The sequence below is a fragment of the Bacteroides sp. MSB163 genome, from assembly GCF_036416795.1.
Lineage (GTDB): Bacteria > Bacteroidota > Bacteroidia > Bacteroidales > Bacteroidaceae > Bacteroides > Bacteroides maternus.
This window is the reverse complement of sequence record NZ_CP143867.1, coordinates 3,105,393-3,129,527: the sequence shown is the minus strand read 5'-3', so window position 1 is coordinate 3,129,527 and position 24,135 is coordinate 3,105,393. Positions and strand designations below refer to the sequence as shown.

Annotated in this window: 21 protein-coding genes; 14 read left to right on the top strand and 7 right to left on the bottom strand. The window is 41.5% G+C overall.

Features of this window, described 5'->3' with window-relative positions; all coding sequences use genetic code 11:
- Positions 1-17: 17 nt before the first annotated feature.
- From VYM24_RS11435 to VYM24_RS11410, 6 genes are all read right to left on the bottom strand, one after another.
- Complete coding sequence (locus VYM24_RS11435; RefSeq protein WP_330942167.1) at positions 18-1,574, bottom strand: sulfatase family protein; 1,557 nt, start codon at positions 1,572-1,574, stop codon at positions 18-20.
- Between the two features lie 10 nt (positions 1,575-1,584).
- Positions 1,585-3,378 carry a glycoside hydrolase family 2 protein gene (locus VYM24_RS11430; RefSeq protein ID WP_425286648.1) on the bottom strand — a complete coding sequence of 598 codons (1,794 nt, stop codon included), beginning with the start codon at positions 3,376-3,378 and terminating at the stop codon, positions 1,585-1,587.
- A 90-nt stretch (positions 3,379-3,468) separates the two neighbouring features.
- On the bottom strand, positions 3,469-4,668 hold the full coding sequence (locus tag VYM24_RS11425; RefSeq protein ID WP_330942166.1) for a glycoside hydrolase family 88 protein: 1,200 nt from the start codon (positions 4,666-4,668) through the stop codon (positions 3,469-3,471).
- Between the two features lie 15 nt (positions 4,669-4,683).
- Positions 4,684-6,558, bottom strand: coding sequence for a heparinase II/III domain-containing protein (locus VYM24_RS11420; protein ID WP_330942165.1), 1,875 nt, complete (start codon positions 6,556-6,558; stop codon positions 4,684-4,686).
- A gap of 12 nt (positions 6,559-6,570) precedes the next feature.
- Positions 6,571-7,842: a DUF4957 domain-containing protein gene (locus tag VYM24_RS11415; RefSeq protein ID WP_330942164.1), complete on the bottom strand. Its 1,272-nt coding sequence runs from the start codon at positions 7,840-7,842 to the stop codon at positions 6,571-6,573.
- 27 nt (positions 7,843-7,869) lie between these two features.
- Entirely contained in the window at positions 7,870-10,806 is a 2,937-nt protein-coding gene (locus tag VYM24_RS11410) for a TonB-dependent receptor (RefSeq protein ID WP_007666692.1), read from the bottom strand.
- Between the two features lie 288 nt (positions 10,807-11,094).
- On the opposite strand from VYM24_RS11410, the gene def reads away from it, so the two are divergent.
- Both def and VYM24_RS11400 read left to right on the top strand, forming a co-directional pair.
- Positions 11,095-11,655 carry a peptide deformylase gene (gene def / locus VYM24_RS11405; RefSeq protein ID WP_330942163.1) on the top strand — a complete coding sequence of 187 codons (561 nt, stop codon included), beginning with the start codon at positions 11,095-11,097 and terminating at the stop codon, positions 11,653-11,655.
- Positions 11,656-11,931: 276 nt separating this feature from the next.
- Positions 11,932-12,759: a SecDF P1 head subdomain-containing protein gene (locus tag VYM24_RS11400; protein ID WP_330942162.1), complete on the top strand. Its 828-nt coding sequence runs from the start codon at positions 11,932-11,934 to the stop codon at positions 12,757-12,759.
- Here the strand turns inward: VYM24_RS11400 and VYM24_RS11395 are convergent.
- Positions 12,753-13,874 (bottom strand): retron St85 family RNA-directed DNA polymerase, encoded by a 1,122-nt coding sequence (locus VYM24_RS11395; RefSeq protein ID WP_330942161.1) that lies wholly within the window; start codon positions 13,872-13,874, stop codon positions 12,753-12,755. The genes VYM24_RS11400 and VYM24_RS11395 overlap by 7 nt on opposite strands.
- A gap of 13 nt (positions 13,875-13,887) precedes the next feature.
- On the opposite strand from VYM24_RS11395, the gene VYM24_RS11390 reads away from it, so the two are divergent.
- From VYM24_RS11390 to ubiE, 12 genes are all read left to right on the top strand, one after another.
- Positions 13,888-14,079, top strand: a complete 192-nt coding sequence (locus tag VYM24_RS11390; RefSeq protein WP_330942160.1) for a hypothetical protein — start codon at positions 13,888-13,890, stop codon at positions 14,077-14,079.
- Between the two features lie 67 nt (positions 14,080-14,146).
- Positions 14,147-15,685, top strand: coding sequence for a peptide MFS transporter (locus VYM24_RS11385; RefSeq protein ID WP_330942159.1), 1,539 nt, complete (start codon positions 14,147-14,149; stop codon positions 15,683-15,685).
- A 39-nt stretch (positions 15,686-15,724) separates the two neighbouring features.
- A complete protein-coding gene (gene hpt / locus VYM24_RS11380) occupies positions 15,725-16,261 on the top strand; it encodes a hypoxanthine phosphoribosyltransferase (protein WP_022209252.1) in 537 nt (178 codons plus the stop codon).
- A 239-nt stretch (positions 16,262-16,500) separates the two neighbouring features.
- Complete coding sequence (locus VYM24_RS11375; RefSeq protein ID WP_330942158.1) at positions 16,501-17,073, top strand: adenylate kinase; 573 nt, start codon at positions 16,501-16,503, stop codon at positions 17,071-17,073.
- 282 nt (positions 17,074-17,355) lie between these two features.
- Positions 17,356-18,525 carry a GTPase ObgE gene (obgE, locus tag VYM24_RS11370; protein WP_299089267.1) on the top strand — a complete coding sequence of 390 codons (1,170 nt, stop codon included), beginning with the start codon at positions 17,356-17,358 and terminating at the stop codon, positions 18,523-18,525.
- Positions 18,525-19,346: a peptidoglycan editing factor PgeF gene (gene pgeF / locus VYM24_RS11365; RefSeq protein WP_330942157.1), complete on the top strand. Its 822-nt coding sequence runs from the start codon at positions 18,525-18,527 to the stop codon at positions 19,344-19,346. Before obgE ends, pgeF begins: the two co-directional genes overlap by 1 nt.
- Positions 19,347-19,356: 10 nt before the next feature.
- On the top strand, positions 19,357-20,001 hold the full coding sequence (locus VYM24_RS11360) for a lipoprotein signal peptidase (protein WP_217714128.1): 645 nt from the start codon (positions 19,357-19,359) through the stop codon (positions 19,999-20,001).
- Positions 19,971-20,636: a B3/B4 domain-containing protein gene (locus VYM24_RS11355; protein WP_007212572.1), complete on the top strand. Its 666-nt coding sequence runs from the start codon at positions 19,971-19,973 to the stop codon at positions 20,634-20,636. The genes VYM24_RS11360 and VYM24_RS11355 overlap by 31 nt, the downstream gene beginning before the upstream one ends.
- A gap of 15 nt (positions 20,637-20,651) precedes the next feature.
- Positions 20,652-21,281 carry a M23 family metallopeptidase gene (locus VYM24_RS11350; RefSeq protein ID WP_425286661.1) on the top strand — a complete coding sequence of 210 codons (630 nt, stop codon included), beginning with the start codon at positions 20,652-20,654 and terminating at the stop codon, positions 21,279-21,281.
- A gap of 69 nt (positions 21,282-21,350) precedes the next feature.
- On the top strand, positions 21,351-22,328 hold the full coding sequence (locus VYM24_RS11345) for a PhoH family protein (RefSeq protein ID WP_007212570.1): 978 nt from the start codon (positions 21,351-21,353) through the stop codon (positions 22,326-22,328).
- A 96-nt stretch (positions 22,329-22,424) separates the two neighbouring features.
- The gene (locus VYM24_RS11340) at positions 22,425-23,369 is read left to right on the top strand and encodes a phosphoribosylaminoimidazolesuccinocarboxamide synthase (protein WP_291551891.1); all 945 of its coding nucleotides are present in this window, start codon (positions 22,425-22,427) and stop codon (positions 23,367-23,369) included.
- 12 nt (positions 23,370-23,381) lie between these two features.
- The gene (gene ubiE / locus VYM24_RS11335) at positions 23,382-24,119 is read left to right on the top strand and encodes a bifunctional demethylmenaquinone methyltransferase/2-methoxy-6-polyprenyl-1,4-benzoquinol methylase UbiE (RefSeq protein ID WP_291551797.1); all 738 of its coding nucleotides are present in this window, start codon (positions 23,382-23,384) and stop codon (positions 24,117-24,119) included.
- Positions 24,120-24,135 lie beyond the last annotated feature (16 nt).

Here is a 24,135-nt window from a genome sequence, read left to right as displayed (position 1 = left end):
TTTTACAAGAAAAACTCTTATTGTGGAAAGTCTTTTTCAAAATCAGAAAGATTAATCCAATCTGCCGGAACTCGCTCTCCGTTCCTTATCCTGTGCCAAAAGTCATGGGCTTCGCTGGTGTCCGGATATTTATCAAAGATATCCCCCTTATTATACATTCGCGGATCTTTTTGATCCAATAATCGTCTGGTCATTTCTTCTTCCATTCTATCTTTTATGCAAGCATATTCCTTCTTTTGAATCAAATTGACCATGCAATTAGGATCCTTTTTTATATTATATAATTCCTCCATTTCCCGTTTCCCAAAAGACAGTTGCCACAAATATTTTGTTTTGGGATTATGACGGGCTTTCAGAATCTCAGTTTTAGTAGGGCTACCGTCCACATTCATATAACCTGTTTCAGGATCACCTGCAGGCCAGCGTTCAGGTTTAAAGTTTTTAAGGTAAAGGAAGTCTCCTCTGATCAACCCACGGATAGGATATCCCTGATCATTGGGGCGACCTACATCATGCCGTTCTTTACCAATCATTACGTAATTACGGTCTATCCCTGTGTTTTCATCTTTCAGCAAGTCAACAAAGTCTCTTCCAGTGATAGCTTGCATCCCTGATTGCATTTCACTTATACCTGCTACCTTCAAAATAGTAGGTGCCAAATCTATGACACTGATGTATTCATTGATCTGTCTTCCCGGATGTCTTATCCCGTTCTTCCACATGACTGCCATTGGGATATGATTGGCGTTATAATACTCCTGTCCTTTACAACGTGGAAAAGGCATATTATGATCAGAAGTAACAATTATAACAGTATTGTCAAGTTCGCCTATTTCCTCTAAAGACTGAAGTATCAGACCTAAATGTTTATCAAAATGCTCTACTTCCACTGCATAATCCAGCATATCTCTTCTCACAACCTCATTGTCTGGCCAATAGGACGGTACAGAATCAATATCATTGATATTCTTCCCAAAGCGCTTAGAAGATTCATATTCATAGCCACGGTGCGGTTCAAGTGCTCCATACCAAAAACAAAATGGCTTAGACTTGTCCCAACTCTTTAGAAAATCGTTAAAATTGGCTGCATAATCACAATCAGAAATCCCCGTAGTTGGAGGCGTAAGTTTACGTTTGTTCCATACCTGCCCGGTGAGATTTCGGTTCTCACCTCTTGAATTGACAGCATATCCAGGTCCCCAACCCTTTCCCGTACAGCCTACATAATATCCATTATCAGCTAAAGCTTCCGGATAGGATTTAAATTTCTCAGGAAAGTTCGGCCAATGATTACAGGCTTCTTCCAACTGCCATGAATTTCTACCTGTAATCATAGCAGCACGTGAGGGTGCGGATTTGGCATTACATGTATACATATTATTAAATAAAAGTCCATTGCGAGCTACAGTATCAAATGCAGGTGTATTTATCCATGGAACCCCATAAGCACTCATATGACCTGCATCATCAGCTACACAAAACAAAATATTGACCCTAGGCGCAGTCTGTGCCGTCGCAATTGATACTTGTGCAATAGTTGCAACACTTAGTAAAGAAAGTATATGAATATTCATTGTCAGATATTTAAAAGTTAATGTTTTTATAGAATTCATTTATTACATACCATGCTTTTTTGCGATATCCTTGATCTGAAATTAACCCTTTTCGATTCCAACCATTTTGATTGAGCGGGTGAAAACGATAAGGAGAACGAAAATCAAACAAAATCCAAGGGGCTATACCTGTCAAATTAGGAATAGAGATAAACATTTCTAAATTGTCCTTATATAGCCGTTCCTGATATTCTTCACTCCAAGAACTCGCAACTGTAGCATCTCCAGACTGGCCGTATAATGCTTCTCCACCAAATTCGGAAATAAAAAGCGGTTTATCTGGACAGATATTCCAGCTAATCTCAGACGGCTTAATTGGCCACGGATGATACCACCCCATGTATTTATTAATAGATACAACGTCCAGATATTCTGTAAGTATATCCTCCAACTCAAATGTTTGGGTATCACCATTCCACTTCACCTTATCAAAAGCAGCAGTAAGCAAACGGGTGGTATCCATCTTTTGACAATTATTTATAATTTCTTTTAGAAAACTGTTACGCGACTTGGAGGGACTGGTTTCATTAGCAATTCCCCAAAATGTCAAAGCACATCTGTTTCTATCTCTCATTATCATTTCAGAATGCATAGTCAATGCTTTCTGCAGAGTTGCTTTACTAGTGAAATCTATATTTTGCCAAAGTGGTATTTCTTCCCACAGCATGAAACCCATTTTTTCAGCCAATCTTACGATGTACTCATTTTGAGGATAATGTGCCAGTCGTATCAAATTAGCTCCCAATGCCTTTGCTTCGGATAACAGAGCTACTGCGTCTTGTTGAGAGAAAGCTCTACCTTGTCTCTGAGCTATTTCTTCATGAAAACTGATACCCTTCATAAAAACAGGACTACCATTCAGATAAATTTGTTTCCCTTTGACATAAAGATTTCTAAATCCAAGTTCTTCTTTAATAGTATCGCTGCGAGTAGCCAGTTGAACCAGATATAGCTGAGGCGTTTGCGGTGACCACCGTTGTAACCGCTTAACTTTTATGGAAGTCTGCGCCATACCTGTACTATCTGTGCTCAACTGTCGAAGTACATTTAAAGCGGGAATAGTAATTCGGATATTTTCATTTACACGCTTTTCAGAAAGTTGTACTTTGACATGAACCAGATCCGGCTTATATTTGTCTAACTGTATAAAATAATGATCAATATATAGTTGGGGAGTTTTCACAATCATAACATTCCGAGTTATGCCACCATAGTTCCACCAGTCATAGAGTAAAGCAGGTATCGCATCTTTATTTCTATAGTTATTAACCTCCAATACAAGAAAATTGTCTCCAGAAACAATATAGTCTGTTATATTTATCTGAAATGGAGTAAATCCTCCTTCATGCTCCCCCACTTTGGTTCCATTCAGATATACAGTGCATTGGTAATTTACTGCCCCGAAATATAGAAATACATTTTCGTCAGAACTCCTTTTTATACTGAAATGCCTTGCGTACCATACTGTACCTTCATAATATTTTAATTCCGGATATTGAGAATTCCAGTCACCCGGTACATTAAGCCGTACTCCTCCTTCAAAAGCATATTCTTTGAAATCGGACTTACTTTTTAAAGGTTTATCCTTATAGATAGAGTCTTTATGCCCATGCAGATAAGGATCTATGATTACATCCCATTTCCCATTTAATAGTACATATTTCCGTCCATATACGTTTGTCATAGCAAATTGGGCGCGTGCAATCTGTACTTGATTGCAGCAGCCCCATAATAGTAAAAACAAATAAACCAATTTCTTTTTCATGGTAGTTGTTAAGTGTTGTTTATAAATAAAATGCAGGTTAGATTGTCTTAACCGTCCTAACCCGCATTCTTATATAATTGGCCGAAATACCTATTGCAACAGTTTCTTATATCTGAGTAACGCTTCTACATAATAATAATCGGCATACGTAAGTGGAGCATCAACTTCACTGTTTCGGGGTTTATTTCCCACTGAATGCTTAAGAATAAACCCACCATTTGTCTGGGGAGCCGCCAGGTACTTGTCTGACGAGAGTGTTCTCAGTTGTTGAGCGGCTACAGACTGATATTCTTTAGAAAGCTTATCATCATTGACGTATTGACCCAATTCTAACAGAGCGGATGCTATGATAGCTCCAGCAGAAGCATCCCGCGGTTCGTCCGGAATATTAGGTGCATCAAAATCCCAATAAGGTATCTTGTCTTCCGGAAGGTTTGGGTGGTGCAAGATAAACTTCGCAATGTTAATGGCTTGCTGAAGATATTTTTCGTTCTGGGTTTCTCTATACATCATTGTATAGCCATACAATCCCCACGCTTGTCCACGTGCCCATGCCGAAGTACTTGAATATCCTTGATGGGTATCCATTTTGAGCGCTTTATTAGTTATGGTATCATAATCTACAACATGGCATGAACTATAATCCGGGCGAAAATGATTTGTTATAGTTATCGTAGCATGGCTGTTTGCAATTTTATCAAACAATGAGTCCTGTGATAATTTATATGCATTTTCTAATAGTTCCAAATTCATTAAATTGTCAATAATTACAGGATACATCCATTTAGGCTTATTATCCCACGAACGAATAACTCCTATATTTTCGTTATAGCGTGTTGCTAATGACCGGGCACTTTGTAACAGGATTTTTTTATAATTTTCATTTCCTGTTATTCTGTAACCATTTCCAAAACTACAGTTCATCATAAAGCCTAAATCATGCGTATCTAAAGCATATTGCTCCTTTTCAATACGCATCGTATAGTTTTCTGCATATTTTTTCAGCGTTTCATTCCCAGTAGCTTCATAAAGCATCCATAAAGTTCCTGAAAAAAAACCACTACACCACCAATGCGTATCTGACGTAACAAGAGTTCCATCTTTCTCTGTAGTTTTTGGAAGCCTGTCAGGCTGATCCATCAGACTGGCAGCCATAAATTCAGACTGTTCAATGCTACGTTTTAATCCTTTTTCTATCACAGAACTCATCATATCATTACTATTATTACTGCATGATGGTAAGAGTAGTCCTATTACTAGGACTGCCAAAATCAATGTCTTTTTCTTCATATAAAATTTTTATTATTAGTTATTTTTCCAATCAGTTAACGGCATTATTTCTTTGTTGGAATCGAAATTACCTTCCGGTATGAGTTTAACTTGCAATACTTCTGTTGTATTGGGCCGCAGTTCAGCTTCAAACCCAACGAATGTCACACCCGGATTTTTGGCATCCCAACTGTTGGGTGATGTCGCACTCCAAGTTTTCATTCTGACCTTTGCCGGAGATTCCACCTCCAATAACAGTTTTTCTCCATTCTGGGATAGCTGTATTGTATGTTCTCCTATAATAGCAGGTTGAGCTTCCGTCACCATATTCCAGCGAATAACAGTGGGCTGTCCCAATGTCTTTACTTCATCCCTAACAACGGCGTAGTGAGAATCAACGATAGCTACTCCTCTTTTTACTTCCTTTGCTTGACCTTCGTATATCTTGGTAAGGTCTGCAATAGCATACATGTAGTTTTCATTATCCGAAAAGTCTGTAATCGTTGCATAACCATTCACATTTTGATATTTATTGTCAAAAGAAAGTGTATTATGAGCCAGGTTATTGTATCTAAACACTTTCCAACGATCAGATTCCTGACTCTTATTCCACAAATCAATGCCTTTGGATTCTAATGAGTTGTAATCCTGAGGACCTAAATCCGTACTCCAGCGAGTATCCTTACTGATAAAGATAAAAGAACCGGCATCCAAATGTGTGTGTCCTGATTGTGCTGTCCCTCCTTTGAGCGCAATGGATAATCCCTGTTGATAATCCCAAGTAGTCCGCATAAGGGCAACAGGAGTGGTTGTTTTACTCGATACCCACATTCTTTGAGTAGGTTTAGGCAGATTATCCATAGAAGTAGAAGCGCCCCATATCAGAGCCAGTACAGCATATCGATAGGACCTAATACTCTTTTTAGAAGACAGGCTAAACTGGTATTTCTCACTCCAAAGAATATCTTTATCGGCAGTCCTATTAGCAAACCAAAACATAGCAGGACTTACGCGAACAGATGAAGAACAATCTCCATAGTTGAAGGATTTGCCATCAGAAAGTAACATGTTCTGGATAAACTTTCCAGTATTCAAGAAACCTGGTTCCTGAGAAAGATTATAATCAGTTCCCATAACATTTTCCAAAGCATCAATTAAGAGGAGATTGTAAGTCGTCCCATATCCCCAATAGGAATAGCCTTCGGCATACGCACCATCAGGTGCATACACGGACATAGGTAGTTTAACAGACTGAACAGCTCGGTTAATCAACTCATCAGCAAGGGTTGGAATTTTATCATAAATAGCCAAGGCACCAAGTGTTATTCCCCCATTACATACCTGATTCCAATTATTATTTCGATAGAGCCAGCTATTATATTGGCTGTCTAATGATGGATTCAAACCTTTGGTTTCTATAGCTTTCTCTATTTTAAGCTTAGTCTGATCACTGATAAAATTGTAAAGCCAGTCATATCCGATAGCCATAGCTGTAGTCATTTCAGCTACATCCAGAAAGTGAGATGGATTCCAATCAACAAAGTCTGCGGCATTATCTAATTCACTTTCTGCCCGTTTGGCATATTTCACTTCACCAGTCATTCTGTAGGCATATCCTAAAAGTAACGTCCTGCGCAAACATTCACGCGACACTTCAAGCAATCTTCTGCCAAGAATAACTCTTTGGCAATTAGGCTTGCCAAGAATATTATCGGCCTCTTCTATCATGATGGCATGATATTCCTTCCACACTCCATCTGTTTGTATAGCAGAACGGATGACAGATTCATCTTCTGTTGTCATTATCAGATAGGGATGGACCCTGTCTTTAACCTTCTTACTATCTCCTTCTTGAGCCGATATGCAAGCAGAGTATAACACTGCTAAAAATATAAATAGTATATTCTTCATTTTCTTTTAGTTTTAAAACGATGCTCCAATAGGTCCTTGGGTTGTGGAAGCTGTTGCTGATTTGGAAGAGGTTGAATAATGAAATGTGAATGTCTTTCCTACTTCAATACCTTCTACTCCGTCTTCGTCAACATAAAATGGAAGATCTGCCCATTTGGACATATTACTTCCCATATTCTCAAAAAACTTGTCAATATATTCCATTGGCAAAACAGGCGGATAATCAAAAGTCAGTACTTCCGAGAAATTATCTTTAAAAGTCAGTTTGCCTTCCTCTATCAGTTGATAGCCATCGTCAGAGAGTGTGGTACGCTTCAAATTCTGCGGGTATTTGGCAAACATTCTTTCAAATTCCTCAGAGAAAAATAAGTTGTTATTGCAAACACTCATACTAATATCCTGAGCACGTTCATCTTTCTTTGGTATTGAAATTTGCCAAAACACATCACTCGCGGCACTTGATTTCCACCCTACATTAGCAAAAATATTGTTCTCAATTTCAACTTTGATAGCATAGTTTATTTGTATATGGTGCCCAACATTATAGAATGTACTGTGCTTAATTCCAAAATAGTTTGTGACTACATTATCAAATCGTACAATATGGGCAGTGTTATTATAAACATAGCAATTATTGATGACAATACTATCTTGCTCGTTTCCACGTGAATCTATCAATCTGCCATTGGCTGGATCACTTGTGAGAGCTAAATTACGAATGGTAGAGTTATTCAGATAAATTTTATTATTGACATTGTCAGTACGAATACAGAAGTTCCTGCAATGGTCAATAAAACAATTGTCAAATTTCAGCCTCACATTTGATTCGTCAATACGAAATAAACGCTGCATGAGATTACCAGTTGCCGCATCTTTACCTATGATATAGATATTCTCAAAAGTGGCGCTACCTTCCAAACGGATCATATCAGCATTTAAGGCTCCTTGCGCGTCACAAATAGGTTGTATGATAGGCATTTTGCCAGAACCATTTTCGGCCTTAATTACAACATTATGTTTGAAGACATTCTTGCCTTCCATATAGTAAACTCCATCACGACGCAATATATATGTTGCATCTCCATTTTCATTAATAGCTTTGGTTAAAGCGTTGACCGACGTAATACCATCGTCCGGTTCTACAATAACTACACTCTCAGGATTACTTGGAGAGATTTCCAAATCATTAATATCGAGTATATCTTCATTCTCGCAGCCCACACACAAGAGTGACAATGCGAAAAGTAATCCTATAGCTCTAGAATATATTTTATATAGTTTCATAACTTTAGTGTTTTAGTGGAATAATGTTTATTTAAAGATATCATATTTAAAGCCGATGTATGCAGCCGAACCATAGTATTCAACTCTGGACGGATAGTTCGTTATATCACGACGTTTACGATCGGAAGATTGTGTAAAGTTGGACAAAGTAGCATACAGAGAGAATTGTCTGGTCAAACTATATTTCAACTGCATATCCCATTTCACGAATGGACGCGTAGATTCCACATCAGCTGCATCTTGGCGGTGCTGTTCTGCAATCAATACTCCGTCTTGATAGTTGCAAGATATTCTGCCTGAGAATTTTTTGTAATCATATCCCAAAGAAACGTTGAATAGTAGGGAAGGTTGCTTTAACAACCGGTCTGTATATATAATGTCAGAGTTGGTCGGAAGGAATGGCTTCTCAGTACCTCCGGGAGTAAAATCCGGATTTTTAATTCTTGACTTCAATGTTTCAAAGTAGTTCATTTTAGAGTCCATAAGAGTAAGATTAGCACTGAATACCACACCTTTCATGAAGTTCCTCATTTTGCGGAACTGCAGTTGCAAATCAAATTCCAACCCCTTCAACGTTGCATTATATGGACTATTTAAAGGATAGGTAATGCTACCACCTGACAAACTCATAGGTAAGTCAAAATTAGCAGGATCCGTCACTGTACCATTCAACATATAGGCAGAGCGAGTATAAGTAAAGTTTTTAATATCCTTATAAAATCCACTAATAGTAAACAGTCCATAATCCGGTTGATAGAACGTCAATATAACATCATAATTTCGAGATAAAGCAGGCTTCAAATTAGTACGACTCCATGTTACTTCATTCACATTCGGTTTTATGATTGTTCGTGGAGCAAGCAGATTATAATCAGGTCTTGACAGTGTTTCAGTGTATGCCAGCCTGATGTCCATCCAGTTTGTTGGCTTTACACGCAAATGGATTTGTGGTAGCCAATATCCATATTTGTCGGAATCACTACTCTTTTCATATTCAAACTCATGTTCTTTTTCTTCATTGTCAGGAACATTAGAGCCACTGTATGCATTGTACTTCAGGTGAGAAAAATCATAGCGTACGCCTGGTATAAATGTAACGTACTTGCCAAAATTTATTTCACCCATAATATATCCTGCCCAAAGATTCTCATTCCCATCATAGTCTTTCAGAATTTTTGTAGTAAGGATCTTGCCATATATATCTTGGTTTATATTATAAAAGTTTCTCATGGCATTATGATCTAGTGCAAAATTAATGCATAAGTCCTTATACTTATTGTTTAAAAAATCGTGAGGCTTATAATCAGAATCTAAGAAATCAGTGATACCTATATAGGAATTTTTGAAAGATGATGGGGTTAAATCAGGCATATTCTCGAATACCGGATCAGCTCCTTCAGACAAATCCATACGTCTATACCTACGAGCAGTTTCAAGGCTTCTCTCTTTTTGACGGAACTTTCCACCGATTTTAATGTATCCATTGACCTTTTCGCCGAAACTAAAAGGTTTCTTTAAATCTAGCCATGCACTGTATTCTGTTTCTTTGGCAAACTCTGTATTAAAAATAGCTTCATACAGATAGTATTGTGTAAGATCATCTTCTTTGACGAATTTAGAATTAGCTATCAAATAGGGAGGTTGATAAGATAATGCATCGATATCAGCTGTAAAGGGGGCATTCAGCCGGAATTGCATTTGGTGATCGTATGGGGTTCTTGTGCGCGAACTACTACGTCCCACTCCGAGATTCAAGGTTGCTCCCAAAACATTGAACTCGCCTTGCAACATATTGGTAATATTGGTATTATGTGAATTACGGTCAGTTTGTTGAAATCTCAATCGGGTTCCTTCTAAATCATAACGTTTTTGACGAATATCACGATCTCTGTTCATTCTACTAAAGAGATTAGACATTTTGAGTTTAGACCCTTTTCCCAAGTCGAAATCCATATTCAGGTTTACGTTAAAACGTTGACGCTTTTCTAAATTTGATTCCAGACTAACCCCTGTAATCCATGGTTTCGTGTAATCAAACCCAGGAGTAGGCGTATTACCATTTACTTTATAAGCTGCATTAAATGTATCATTGCTCCGGTCTGTCTGGTCAGCGCTTGCGGTAAATATGACACCTAATCTTTCGCTAAAAAATCGATTGCTCGCCATGATACCACCTTTATACCGCCCCATTCCATTAATTTGTGAATGGTAACCTGTTTCTCCGGTTACATTAAGTTTGAAGTCTCTCGGGGCATCTTTCATTATTAGGTTTACTGTTCCTCCCAATCCATCGGCATCCTTGTCGGCCGTACTGGCTTTCAATACTTCAGCCCCAGCAATCATGTCCGGTGAAATCATATTCAAGTCAGTACTCCGATCGGTGCTACTTGTTGATGGCGCATTCATACCGTTAATAGCTACCGAGTTATACTTAGGATCCAAACCACGTATGATGATTTTTTGGCCCTCTCCTCCATCGCGTTGGATCATTAAACCAGGAAGACGGCCAATAGCATCAGCAACATTTACATCCGGAAGTTCATGCAACTTTTCTTCAGATACAGCATTCATAATACCAGTTGCATTTAACTGACTTTTAATCGCTGCTGTCTGCCCTTTGGCTTGAGCGCTGATCACGACTTCTTTCAACATATGATTATCCGGACGCATAACGAGGTTCAGTGTCTTCACTTCATTAGATTTAAGATCTACATCAAAATCTTGCGTCTGATATCCAATGAAAGAGAATTGGATTGTCTGCTTGCCTTTAGGTATAAATAAGGTATACTGCCCATTGGCATCTGTTATTGTTCCCTTATTCGAACCTTTTAGCATGACAGTTGCGCCAATTAAGAAGTCCTTAGTCTCACTATCTGTGACAACACCCGTAATTGTAGCATTTTGAGCTACTAGATTTCCTCCTACATATAGGAATAATAATAAGATAAGCAATCTTGTCTTCATAAGTGTATAAAATTTAATGGTTATATTGCAAATTTAATGGTTAATTAATTGAGAGATGTTGAAAATAAAAGCAATATATATCTATTACTGTACTTTTATTGGCAAAAACGACTAAAAACTGGTCAGAAAATGTAGAATATCTGGTCAAGAGTACATCTTAAAGCTTTCAAAACACCTTTTGCATATATATAATTTCGCAGCAAAGAACTTATGTATACACATAGAAAATACGTCTAAATTTATGATGAACAATGGTAGTTATAACCTACCTTTGCCACAAAAAAGAATATGATTAAACCGATAACCGTCTACGGCAACTCCGTATTAAGAAAAGAATGTGAAGACATAGAACAGAATTATCCCAATATCCAGGAAGTTATAGAAACCATGTGGCAGACGCTGAGAAATGCGGACGGATGCGGATTAGCCGCACCACAAATCAATCTTCCCATCAAGCTGTTCATAGTAAACAGCAAAGATACCTATACATATATGTCCGCTAAGGAAAGAGAACACTTCTTTGTGGAAGAGGATTGCGGAATAGAGGAAACATTCATCAATGCAAAAATAATAGCTTATAGCGAGAAAGTATGGACTGCAGGGGAAGGTTGCCTGAGTATTCCCGACCTTTACGAAGAAGTTACACGCCTCTGGTCGGTGACAATCAGGTATCAGGATAATGAGTTCAAAGAGCAAAACAGGACTTACTACGGCTATACCGCACGAATCATTCAGCATGAATTTGAGCACACACAAGGAAAATTGTACATCGATCGCTTGTCTCCGTTGAGAAAACAACTCATAAAGAATAAGTTAATGCGGATTATTAAGGGAAACAGAAAAAAGTAACAACATTTCTGTATCACAATAAAAAAATGCCTGATAAACAAGTTTATTTTGCCCTGTCTATATAGTTATTACGTTGATTAGTTGTTATCTTTGCAAAAGAGGTACAACAACTATATAGATGATTATTATTTAGGTGAACCAGCTCTAAGCTATTATTTAGAAGATGACAATGAGCATCTTATGTTTGATACCGGATATTCCGACTCATTCATCAATCCATGAGGTAGTTGTCGGACTAAAATAAAGATTGAATAACTACATATAAAAAGTCAGACCATGAAAACGTTCACTGTTTTATTAGTAATTACGTCTTTAACGTTAACTTCATTGGGAAGGAGTTTTGAACCATACCGCCCCAACGGCTGGTACTACATCACAAGCGGCGCACAAGACAGCCTTTCGGTAGAGCCCATCGTTACAACCAAAGATTTTGTTTCTATAAGGCTTGACTCTTTTATGAGTGAGCGAACAGGTAAAATGGCCTATCAGATTGTGGGTAGAGTGAACGACCAGTCCATTAAGATATGGGCAGACGCTACCGAACAGTCGATAGGTAAGCATATCGGTTTTGTATGCAACAACAAGGTAGTATGTAATCCTTTGGTGAACGCTCACATCGAAAGCGGTAATTTTGCGATTTCAGGTGAAGGGCCTGAGTTCAAAGCCATGTACAGGCAAATTCAAGAGGACATCAAAAACGAAGAGATTGCCGCGGAGCATAAGAAAGCATGGGAAGAGGCCCGCAAGTTACGGGCTTCCATCACCGACACCACTTTTTTGGAAACCAAGCGCCCAATGTCTGACGATGCAATCGGTCCCTACAACTACCACACGGGATTGAACGAAGACCGTGCATACAATCAAACGGTTTATTTAATTGCAGTAGACAGAGCCAAGAAATTCCTTTCCGTTGAAAACGACCAATTAGTATTGAACCTGAAATCGGGTGCGGAAATCAATATTGCGGAAGACCTGTTCCAGTATATCACCGGACTATTCGACGATTGGAACAAATGGGTAAAAGAGGGAAAATCCAAGATTATAAAAACAGAAGAGGGATACTACGATATAGAACCGACAACTCAGAAACGCAACAATCAATAACTTCTCTCTAAGCGCTTCAAGGCTGCGATAGAATCGGACACATACACATTATCCGGTTCTATTGACCGCCAATAGCAAAGAGTCCCGATCAACCGTTTCAGATAAGCCGGATCGTGAGAACCTATCCGGCGCTGGTGTTCTGCCAAACCTTTCGCCAAAATATAATGCACATTCTTGCGTATTTCCCTTTTTCGGGCTTTAGGAATAGTCAGCTTCACACCGGAACTGATGGAAACTCCTGTGATAATCTTCCGACTATATTCCTTCAGGAAACGGGTTTTCTTATGATTCAATTCAAACTTTTCTTCCCGGACAATCTGTTTGACCTGAGACAATATCTGTTCTCCCGGGAAAACATTCCCCGAAAAAGTAAGGTCATCGGCATACCGGGTATAAGTCAAACCATATTCGGCAGCCAGTGCAGACAACTTTTTATCCATCTCATAAGAGATAATATTGCTCAATGCCGGACTTGTAGATGCCCCCTGAGGCAAACAACGATGTAAACAGCATAAAGTTCCAAGCACCTTCGCAATGTCAGGCGGATACCCCATTGCCTCAAATGTATTCCTCACGCGAGGACTGCGTATGGAACTAAAAAAATCATGAATATCCGTTTTCAGCACATATTGCTTCCCCAAGTGTGGGCGAACATTATCGGCTATGGACATCCTGCACCGAAAGCCGGTAGCTGCCGGATGAACATTTACAAAGGATAAAATACGATGGTTAATAGCGTCCTGAACAGGCTTCAGTTCGTCATCCGGAGCTGAAATCATACGGTAACCTCCCCTCCGTTTACCTATCCAGAACTCCCGGTAGTGAGCGGAAACATCCTTCAATATTTCTTTTAACTTCATTTCTTCTACTCCCAACAAGTTTGCACACTGAGATATGGCTTCTTCTTTAAACCTTGGAGAGATTCGCGGAGCAGAAGTTTTAAAAAGCTGGCTGAACCATCCCTTACGGGTGGTTCCGGCATTGGCAGTATGCTCCGTATGGTCGCGGTTTCCTGCTTTCCACCTCTTGTATCCTTCCTGTTTACGACTCGCAGAAATAATCTTGTAAACCAGTAAGCAAGTGACAATAAGTACGGCTATCAGAATTCCATTCATCTTATCAATAGGTATGAAAAAAGAAGAGGATGAGTATTTACTAAAACAAATCGTGGTATTTATACCAGAGTATTTGTTTTCTAAGAAAGCTCTTGAGCTTACGAGGCGACTGCACCTCTTTCCTGCTAAATCTTTTTCTCATCCTCTTCGTATGCAAAAATATACTTTTTCCACTTATAGCGCAAAAGAGAGACAATTTATTTGAATACAGAAACGTTTTTTTAATCAGATTCTATAACTTTGCCTCCCATAAAGAAAATATCTATACTATAATGAGTACATCCAAACACCCGAAAGGTCTTTACCTCGTCTTTGCTACCAGCACGGCAGAACGTTTCAGCTACTACGGTATGCGTGCTATCTTCATCCTGTTTCTAACCCAGGCACTCTTGTTCGATAAGGAACATGCCGCCTCTATTTATGGCAGCTATACCGGACTGGTTTATCTCACCCCGCTTATCGGTGGATATATTGCTGATAAATACTGGGGCATCCGGCGTTCCGTTTTCTGGGGTGCCATGATGATGGCGGTAGGTCAGTTCCTGATGTTCTTCAGTGCGTCGATGCTGGATACTAAAGAGCTTTCCCACTGGTTGATGTATGGGGGACTCACCTTCTTGATTTTAGGAAACGGCTGCTTTAAGCCTACAGTTTCGTCATTGGTCGGACAACTTTATGAACCGGGAGACAGACGCTTAGACTCTGCTTATACTATATTTTATATGGGTGTAAATGTGGGTTCTTTCTTTGCCCCGCTGGTTTGCGGTTACTTCGGTGAAACGGGTGATCCCAATGATTTCAAATGGGGATTCCTGATTGCAGCAATCGTTACAGTATTCACGGTAATTCTGTTTGAAACGCAAAAAAGCAAGTATCTGATCGGTCCTGACGGAAAGCCGCTCGGCATTATTCCGGACGCTAAACGGGAGCAACCGAAAGAACATAAAACAGTTCAGCAAACAGCCATAGAGAAAGATAAGAAGATGCGCAACAATTTGCTTCTCGGAGCACTGACCATTGCCCTTGCCCTATTTTTCTACTGGTGTTTCGGCAACGATTGGGTCAGTATAGGGATATTCACAGCCTGTATCATCTTCCCCGTCAGCATTCTGTTGGATGGTTCTCTGACAAAGATAGAGCGTGACCGTATCTTCGTTATTTACATTATCGCTTTCTTCGTTATATTCTTCTGGGCAGCCTACGAACAAGCAGGTGCTTCACTCACCCTTTTTGCTGCCGAGCAAACCGACCGTACAATCCTCGGTTGGGAAATGCCCGCCTCCTGGATACAATCTTTCAATCCGTTCTTCGTAGTTATACTGGCAGCCATTATGCCCAGTGTATGGGGTACGTTGAACAAACGAGGCATGGAGCCGGCTTCCCCCACCAAACAAGCTATTGGTTTGTTGCTGCTCTCACTGGGATATTTAGTCATTTGTTTCGGCGTGAAAGATGTACAGCCCGGTGTAAAAGTCAGCCTTATCTGGCTAACCGGACTTTATTTCATCCATACTATGGGAGAAATAGCCCTCTCCCCTATTGGTTTATCCATGGTAAACAAACTCACCCCTGTCCGTTTTGCCTCTCTCATGATGGGAATCTGGTATCTTTCCACCTCTACAGCCAATAAATTTGCAGGTACTTTAGGCGGCCTTTATCCCGAAGACGGAAAGGTGAAAACCCTGCTCGGATTCCGCATTGAAACCATGTTCGACTTCTTTATGGTATTCGTTATCATGTCCGGTGTAGCCTCTCTTATCCTCTTCCTGCTCTCAAAGAAATTACAGAAGATGATGCATGGAGTAGAATAAAAATCGTATTTTTGTGCCAATTTTAAAAATCTATCCCTTATGGACACCATACAAATAAAAGACAAAAAGTTCACTGTTTCCATCAAGGAACAGGACATTCTGAAAGAAGTAACCCGCGTTGCAAATGAAATCAATCGCGATCTGGCTGGTAAAAATCCTCTGTTTCTCAGCGTCCTGAACGGCTCGTTTATGTTTACTGCTGATCTAATGAAAAACATTACTATTCCCTGCGAGATTTCTTTCGTGAAACTGGCTTCTTATCAGGGGGTGTCCTCTACCGGAGTTATCAAGGAAGTGATCGGTATTACCGAAGATCTGACAGATCGCACGGTAGTGATTGTGGAAGATATTGTAGATACTGGTCTGACTATGCAACGTCTGTTGGACACGCTGGGTACACGTAACCCAAAAGAAATCCACATCGCTTCGTTACTGGTGAAACCCGATAAGTTGAAAGTAGATTTGAATATAGAATACGTAGCCATGGAAATTCCAAATGACTTCATCGTAGGTTATGGATTGGATTATGACGGTTTCGGGCGTAATTATGCGGACATTTATACAGTGGTAGATTAAAAGGATCAGAACCATACCCGAGCCGTGTCTGGTCCGTACCCGGTCTGTACCTCCTTCGTATAAAAGTACCTTTATACGGAGAAGGTACGGAGCAAGTACGGAGAGGATACGGAACAGGCACGGGGTATGTACGGACATGGTACGAAGTAAGGCTACACGAATAAGGTCAAAGACATGATTTGTAGAAAAGAATTTTGAATTAGGTATAATATAAGTAACAGTTAAATTGTAAATCACAAATGTTGAACATTGTAATTTTCGGTGCTCCCGGTTCAGGCAAGGGAACACAAAGTGAGAAAATCGTAGAAAAGTACGGTATTAACCACATCTCAACCGGTGACGTGTTGCGTGCAGAAATCAAGAACGGCACAGAACTGGGCAAAACAGCTAAAAATTATATCGATCAAGGCCAGTTGATCCCTGACGAACTGATGATTGATATCCTTGCAAGTGTATTCGACAGCTTTGAAGACAGCAAAGGTGTAATCTTCGACGGTTTCCCCCGTACGATTGCACAGGCAGAAGCTCTGAAGAAAATGCTTGCTGAAAGAAATCAGGGAGTAAGCGTTATGCTTGACCTGGATGTACCTGAAGACGAACTGATGGTCCGCCTCATCAAACGTGGTAAGGATTCCGGTCGTGCCGATGACAACGAAGAGACTATCAAGAAACGCCTTCATGTTTATCATTCACAGACTTCTCCGCTGATTGACTGGTACAAGCAGGAAGGACAATACCAACACATCAAAGGACAAGGTGCATTGGAAGATATCTTTGCTGATGTTTGCGCTGCGATTGACGCTGCAAAGTAAAGCTACACAATCATAATTTAGAAGCGCGATATTATCATTTTCATGGTATTATTGCGCTTTGTTATTCTTTTGTATGCTCCGATAGCATAAGCTGTATGGAAAATTAAACATGCATACAACCTTCCCTATCATATTTTCAAAGGCTTTCAGCCTGACAGGGTTTAGACGAAACCAGAGTTAGCAAGCAAAAAGGAATAAAAAAGTTTGAGGTAGTCCTAGAGAATCGTTACTTTTGCATCGAAAAAGAAAATAAGTATTTTAAAATCAATCGTAAGGAAAGAAATGGCTGAATCAAACTTTGTTGACTACGTAAAAATATATTGCCGCTCCGGAAAGGGCGGACGAGGCTCTACGCACATGAGGCGTGAGAAATACATACCCAATGGCGGCCCCGACGGAGGTGACGGAGGACGAGGAGGTCACATCATCCTGCGCGGTAACCGTAACTACTGGACGCTGTTGCATTTGCGCTACGACCGCCATGCACTGGCCGGACATGGAGAATCCGGTTCCAAGAACCGCAGTTTTGGTAAGGATGGAGAAGATAAGATTATTGAAGTTCCCTGTGGCACAGTAGTATACAATGCCGAAACAGGTGAATATATCTGTGACGTCACCGAGCATGGACAGGAAGTAGTCCTGCTGAAAGGCGGACGCGGCGGACTGGGTAACTGGCACTTCAAGACAGCCACCCGTCAGGCACCTCGCTTTGCACAACCGGGCGAACCGATGCAGGAAATGACAGTAATCATGGAGCTGAAACTTCTGGCAGACGTAGGTCTGGTAGGCTTCCCGAATGCCGGAAAATCAACCTTGCTTGCTTCCGTATCTGCCGCTAAGCCCAAGATAGCCAACTATCCTTTCACCACATTGGAACCCAACCTGGGTATTGTTTCTTACCGTGACAGCAAGTCGTTTGTCATGGCGGACATCCCCGGTATCATTGAAGGAGCCAGTGCCGGAAAAGGGTTGGGATTGCGCTTTCTGCGGCACATCGAGCGTAACTCTCTGTTGCTCTTCATGGTGCCTGCCGATAGCGACGATATCCGGAAGGAATATGAAATCCTGTTGAATGAGCTGAGCACTTTCAATCCTGAAATGCTGGACAAACAACGGGTACTTGCCATCACCAAGAGCGATATGCTCGATCAGGAATTGATGGACGAAATAGAGCCTACACTCCCTGCAAACGTTCCGCATGTATTCATTTCTTCCATTACCGGCATGGGACTTTCCGTACTTAAAGACATTCTTTGGGAAGAATTGAATAAGGATAGCAATAAAATAGAAGCTATCGTTCACCGTCCGAAGGATGTAAACAAACTCCAGCAAGAGTTGAAAGACATGGGTGAGGATGAAGACCTCAGCTATGAATATGTGGAAGATGACGAGGATGTAGAAGAACTGGAAGACTTTGAGTATGAGGAAGAGGACTGGGAGGATGACAAGTAATGATTGCTCTGACAGAAGATAAACGAATGTTGGGATACGGGGTCATGACACCGTACTCCAACATTTTTTGTTTCGCAACTACCCGCCGGGGAGGTTTCAGCAAAGGAGATTATGCCTCTTTCAACTGTACGCCTTACACGGGGGATGATGCGGAATCTGTCCGTCGCAATCAGGAACTACTCTGTAACTCCATGCCTCAACACCCTAAAGAATTAGTCATTCCGTTCCAAACACATGGTACAAAGGTGGAGGTGATTGATGAAAAGTATCTCAATGCCACATCTGACGAGCGCACGGCCATGCTGAAAGGAGTGGATGCACTAATCACCAAGAAACGGGGTTGCTGCATTTGTATTTCTACGGCTGACTGTGTTCCTATCCTGTTGTATGATCGCAAGAACCAAGTGGTAGCCGCCGCCCATGCGGGTTGGCGGGGAACGGTGAATTACATAGCCGGACACACTCTCGACAGGATGCGGGCACTCTATGGAACCGATGGAAAAGATGTAATCGCTTGTATCGGCCCCGGCATATCCTTACCTTCTTTTGAAGTGGGCGAAGAAGTGTACGAAGCTTTCCGCATGAACGGTTTTGCAATGGATTATATATCAGAATGGAAACCGGAAACACATAAGCATCATATCGACCTGTGGGCTGCGAACCGGATGCAGTTGCTCGACTTCGGTGTACCCGGCGAGCAAATAGAAACATCAGGTATTTGCACCTATATGAGGCATGAAGAATTTTTCTCGGCAAGACGGCTGGGGATTAAATCAGGACGTATACTATCGGGAATTATGATAGTAGACACAAAACCATAACTTTTTTAATATGAAGAATATTTTGTCCAAAGGACAGCTATCGATTCTCATTGTACTGGGAATTTTGATTCTTGACCAAGTCATAAAGATCGAAGTTAAAACGAATATGTTTTATAATGAAAGCATTCATATCACGGATTGGTTTTATCTTCGCTTTATAGAAAATCCCGGTATGGCTTTCGGTATGCAGATAGTGCCTAAAGCCATTCAGACTATTGCCCGCACCATATTTGCCATCGCGATTGGATGGTATATCGTCATACTTATTAAAGCTAAATATAAGCGTGGTTATATTGCATGTGTTTCGTTGATACTGGCAGGAGCTATCGGGAATATCATCGACAGCATATTCTATGGCGTTATTTTCAGTAAGAGTACACCCGCCGAGATTTCTACTTTCGTACCTATAGGGGAAGGATATACCGGTTGGCTGCATGGGAAAGTGGTCGATATGTTCTACTTTCCTCTTTTTGAGTTTAACTGGCCAAGCTGGATGCCATTTATAGGAGGGGACAATTTTGTATTCTTCAGTCCGGTATTCAATTTAGCGGATGCTGCCATCAGTTGCGGAGTGATTATCTTATTTTTATTTTACATGAAGAGTTTAAATAGCAGTTTTAGTTTATGTACCAGATCACCGTATCAGAAGAAATAAAAAATGCCTGCCCCATCTTCAAAGGTGCAGCCGTCTATGCAGAAGTTACCAATACAGCCTTTTGCGAAGGGCTTTGGGAAGAAATCAACACTTTCACTCGGGAACTGACTTCCACTACCCAGCCGGAGGACATCAAACTGCAACCCGCCATTGCAGCTACCCGCGAGGCTTATAAACGTTGCGGTAAAGACCCCAGCCGTTACCGTCCTTCTGCCGAAGCCTTGCGCCGCCGTTTGATGCGCGGAATTGCCCTTTACCAAATAGATACATTGGTTGACCTGATTAATCTGGTATCCCTGCGCACCGGTTATTCCATCGGTGGTTTCGATGCGGACAAGATACAGGGCACTGACCTCAAACTGGGAGTTGGACGCGCCGAAGAACCATTCGAAGGTATCGGACGGGGTGTGCTGAACATCGAAGGACTTCCGGTCTATCGCGATGCCGTAGGCGGTATCGGTACTCCTACCAGCGACAACGAACGTACTAAAATGGATTTAGGCACCCAGCATATCCTTGCCATCGTCAATGGTTACAGTGGACAGGAAGGCCTGCGTGAAGCAGCCGAGATGATACAGGAGTTATTGAAAAAATATACTTCTTCGAATGGAGGAGAAATTATCTATTTTGAATAACAAGAAGAACCTTTAATCATGAACATATTCTTTCTGCTACTATCATTCGCACTGGCTTATACTCCGCCTGAAGAGAAACCAAGTTTCTCGCAAATGGAAATCAATCATATCCGGGTTACTACACCGGGACTTTTCGATAACGAAAACTTGTTAGAATTGCATCTGGAGCAAATACCTGATACCGCCTATTGCTTTCCGCTTCCCGGAGGGAAAGTGATTTCCCCTTACGGGCGAGGTGGCGGCCGTCACTCGGGTATTGATATCAAGACTTGCGCCAAAGACACGATACGCAGTGCTTTCGATGGCATTGTACGTATGTCTAAGCCTTACAGTGCTTACGGTAACGTAATCGTTGTGCGCCATTCTTCGGGATTGGAAACGATATACAGTCATAATTTTAAGAATCTTGTTCAGAGCGGTGACGTCGTAAAGGCCGGACAACCCATCGCACTGACCGGACGTACCGGACGGGCCAGTACCGAACACCTTCATTTTGAAACCCGCATCAACGGACAGCATTTCAACCCCAATCTCATTTTCGATTTCAAAGAAAGAACACTCCGCAAAGAGTGTATTCACTGCAACAAGAATGGAAAAGGTGTCATAGTGAAGCCTGCAACAAAAAAAACAGCCGGAACCAGCTAAGTATCCAAACGTTTCACTAAATTTGCAACTGTTTTACCTATAAAACGACATGAACTTATAAACAATTCAATGATAGAAAAACTGATTGTTCTTGAGGATATCGACCCGGTTATCTTTTACGGTGTGAATAACGCCAATATGCAGTTGATAAAAGCTTTGTACCCCAAACTGCGCATTGTTGCACGCGGCAATGTCATCAAAGTGTTGGGAGATGAAGAAGAGATGTGCGCATTCGAAGAAAACATTACCAAACTGGAAAAATACTGCGCCGAATACAACTCATTGAAAGAAGAGGTGATCATCGACATCATCAAAGGAAATGCACCGCAAGCAGAAAAGTCGGGTAACGTCATCGTATTCAGCGTGACAGGCAAACCGATCATCCCCCGCAGTGAAAATCAGCTTAAACTGGTAGAAGGTTTCGCCAAGAACGACATGGTATTTGCCATAGGTCCTGCCGGTTCGGGAAAGACGTATACTGCCATTGCCCTTGCCGTACGTGCCCTCAAAAATAAAGAGATCAAGAAAATCATCCTCAGTCGCCCCGCCGTGGAAGCCGGTGAGAAGCTTGGATTCCTGCCCGGTGACATGAAGGATAAGATAGACCCGTATCTGCAACCGTTGTATGATGCCTTGCAGGATATGATTCCGGCTGCCAAGCTGAAAGAATACATGGAACTGAACATCATTCAGATTGCTCCCCTCGCCTTTATGCGCGGAAGGACGTTGAATGATGCAGTCGTAATTCTGGATGAAGCGCAGAACACCACTACCCAGCAGATCAAGATGTTCCTCACCCGCATGGGTATGAACACCAAGATGATTGTAACGGGAGATATGACACAGATCGACCTGCCCTCTTCCCAGACTTCGGGACTGGTACAGGCACTCCGCATCCTGAAAGGTGTGAAAGGCATCAGCTTTGTGGAACTGAACAAGAAAGATATTGTGCGTCACCAGTTGGTAACCCGCATTGTAGATGCCTACGAGAAATTTGATAAGGAGACCAAGGCCGAACGTGAAAAAAGAAAACTCACCACGGGGTAACACAGAGTCTCACAGAGCAGAAAAGAATTCTGTGAGCCTCTGTGCCACTCTGTGGTGAAAACCATAGAAAATATCCAAATCATAAATATAACAATGATGAAAGCATTAACAAAAACTGATTTCAATTTTCCGGGACAGAAAAGTGTGTACCACGGAAAAGTACGCGATGTTTATAACATCAATGGTGAAAAGCTGGTTATGGTAGCAACCGACCGTATCTCCGCATTCGACGTTGTTTTGCCGAAAGGCATTCCTTTTAAAGGCCAAATGCTGAATCAGATTGCAGCCAAATTCCTGGATGCTACTACTGATATCTGTCCCAACTGGAAGACAGCTACACCCGACCCGATGGTAACGGTAGGTGTGATGTGCGAAGGTTTCCCCATCGAAATGATTGTACGCGGTTATCTTTGCGGTAGCGCATGGCGTGCTTACAAGAGCGGCGTACGCGAAATCTGTGGTGTGAAGTTGCCCGAAGGAATGAAGGAAAACCAGAAATTCCCCGAACCCATCATCACCCCGACTACAAAAGCTGAAATCGGTGAACACGACGCAGACATTTCAAAAGAAGAAATCCTTGCTAAAGGCCTGGCTACTCCCGAAGAATATGCCGTATTGGAGAAATACACCATGGCACTCTTCAAAAGAGGAACTGAGATCGCAGCAGAACGTGGTCTGATTCTGGTAGATACGAAGTATGAATTCGGTAAACACAACGGTACTATTTACCTGATGGACGAAATCCACACACCGGACTCCAGCCGCTACTTCTACTCTGAAGGTTATCAGGAACGCTTTGAAAAAGGCGAAGCCCAGAAACAACTTTCTAAAGAATTCGTTCGCGAATGGTTGATGGACAATGGTTTCCAAGGCAAGGAAGGACAACAAGTTCCGGAAATGACAGACGAAATCGTAGCATCCATCAGCGAGCGTTACATTGAACTGTACGAGCATATCACCGGAGAGCAATTCGTGAAGGAAGATACCAGTAACATTGCTTCACGCATTGAGAAAAACGTAACGGAATACTTAAATAAGTAATAAACGGTTAGTATGGATTATCCCCAGGAACATATCAAACCCTACGGTAAGGACGGAAAAAAGAGTGAACAGGTAGAAGAAATGTTCGACAACATTGCTCCTGCTTATGATAAGCTGAACCATACCCTTTCATTAGGCATCGACCGCAGTTGGCGCCGGAAAGCGATCAATTGGTTAAAGCCTTTCCAACCGAAGCGCATCATGGACGTGGCCACCGGTACAGGTGACTTTGCCATTCTTGCCTGCCGCGAGTTGCAGCCTGACGAACTGATAGGCACCGACATCTCAGAGGGAATGATGGACGTGGGACGTAATAAAGTAAAACAGGCGCACCTCTCGGACAAAATATCCTTTGCCCGGGAGGACTGCACCTCTCTCTCATTTGCCGATGACACGTTCGATGCTGTAACCGTAGCGTTCGGTATCCGCAACTTCGAAGGGTTGGACAAAGGGTTGGCGGAAATGTGCCGCGTGCTGAAAACCGGAGGACATCTCGTCATTCTGGAACTCTCCACACCGGACCGTTTTCCGATGAAACAACTTTTCACCATCTACTCCAAAGTAGTCATCCCCCTGCTTGGCAAATGCCTGTCAAAAGACAATAGTGCTTACACCTACCTGCCCCAAAGCATCCGTGCTTTCCCGCAAGGCGAAGTGATGCAGGAAGTTATTCGCAGAGCAGGTTTCAGTCAGGTTAATTTCCGCAGACTGACATTCGGTATATGCACTCTTTATACTGCGACTAAATGAAATGATTATTGACATA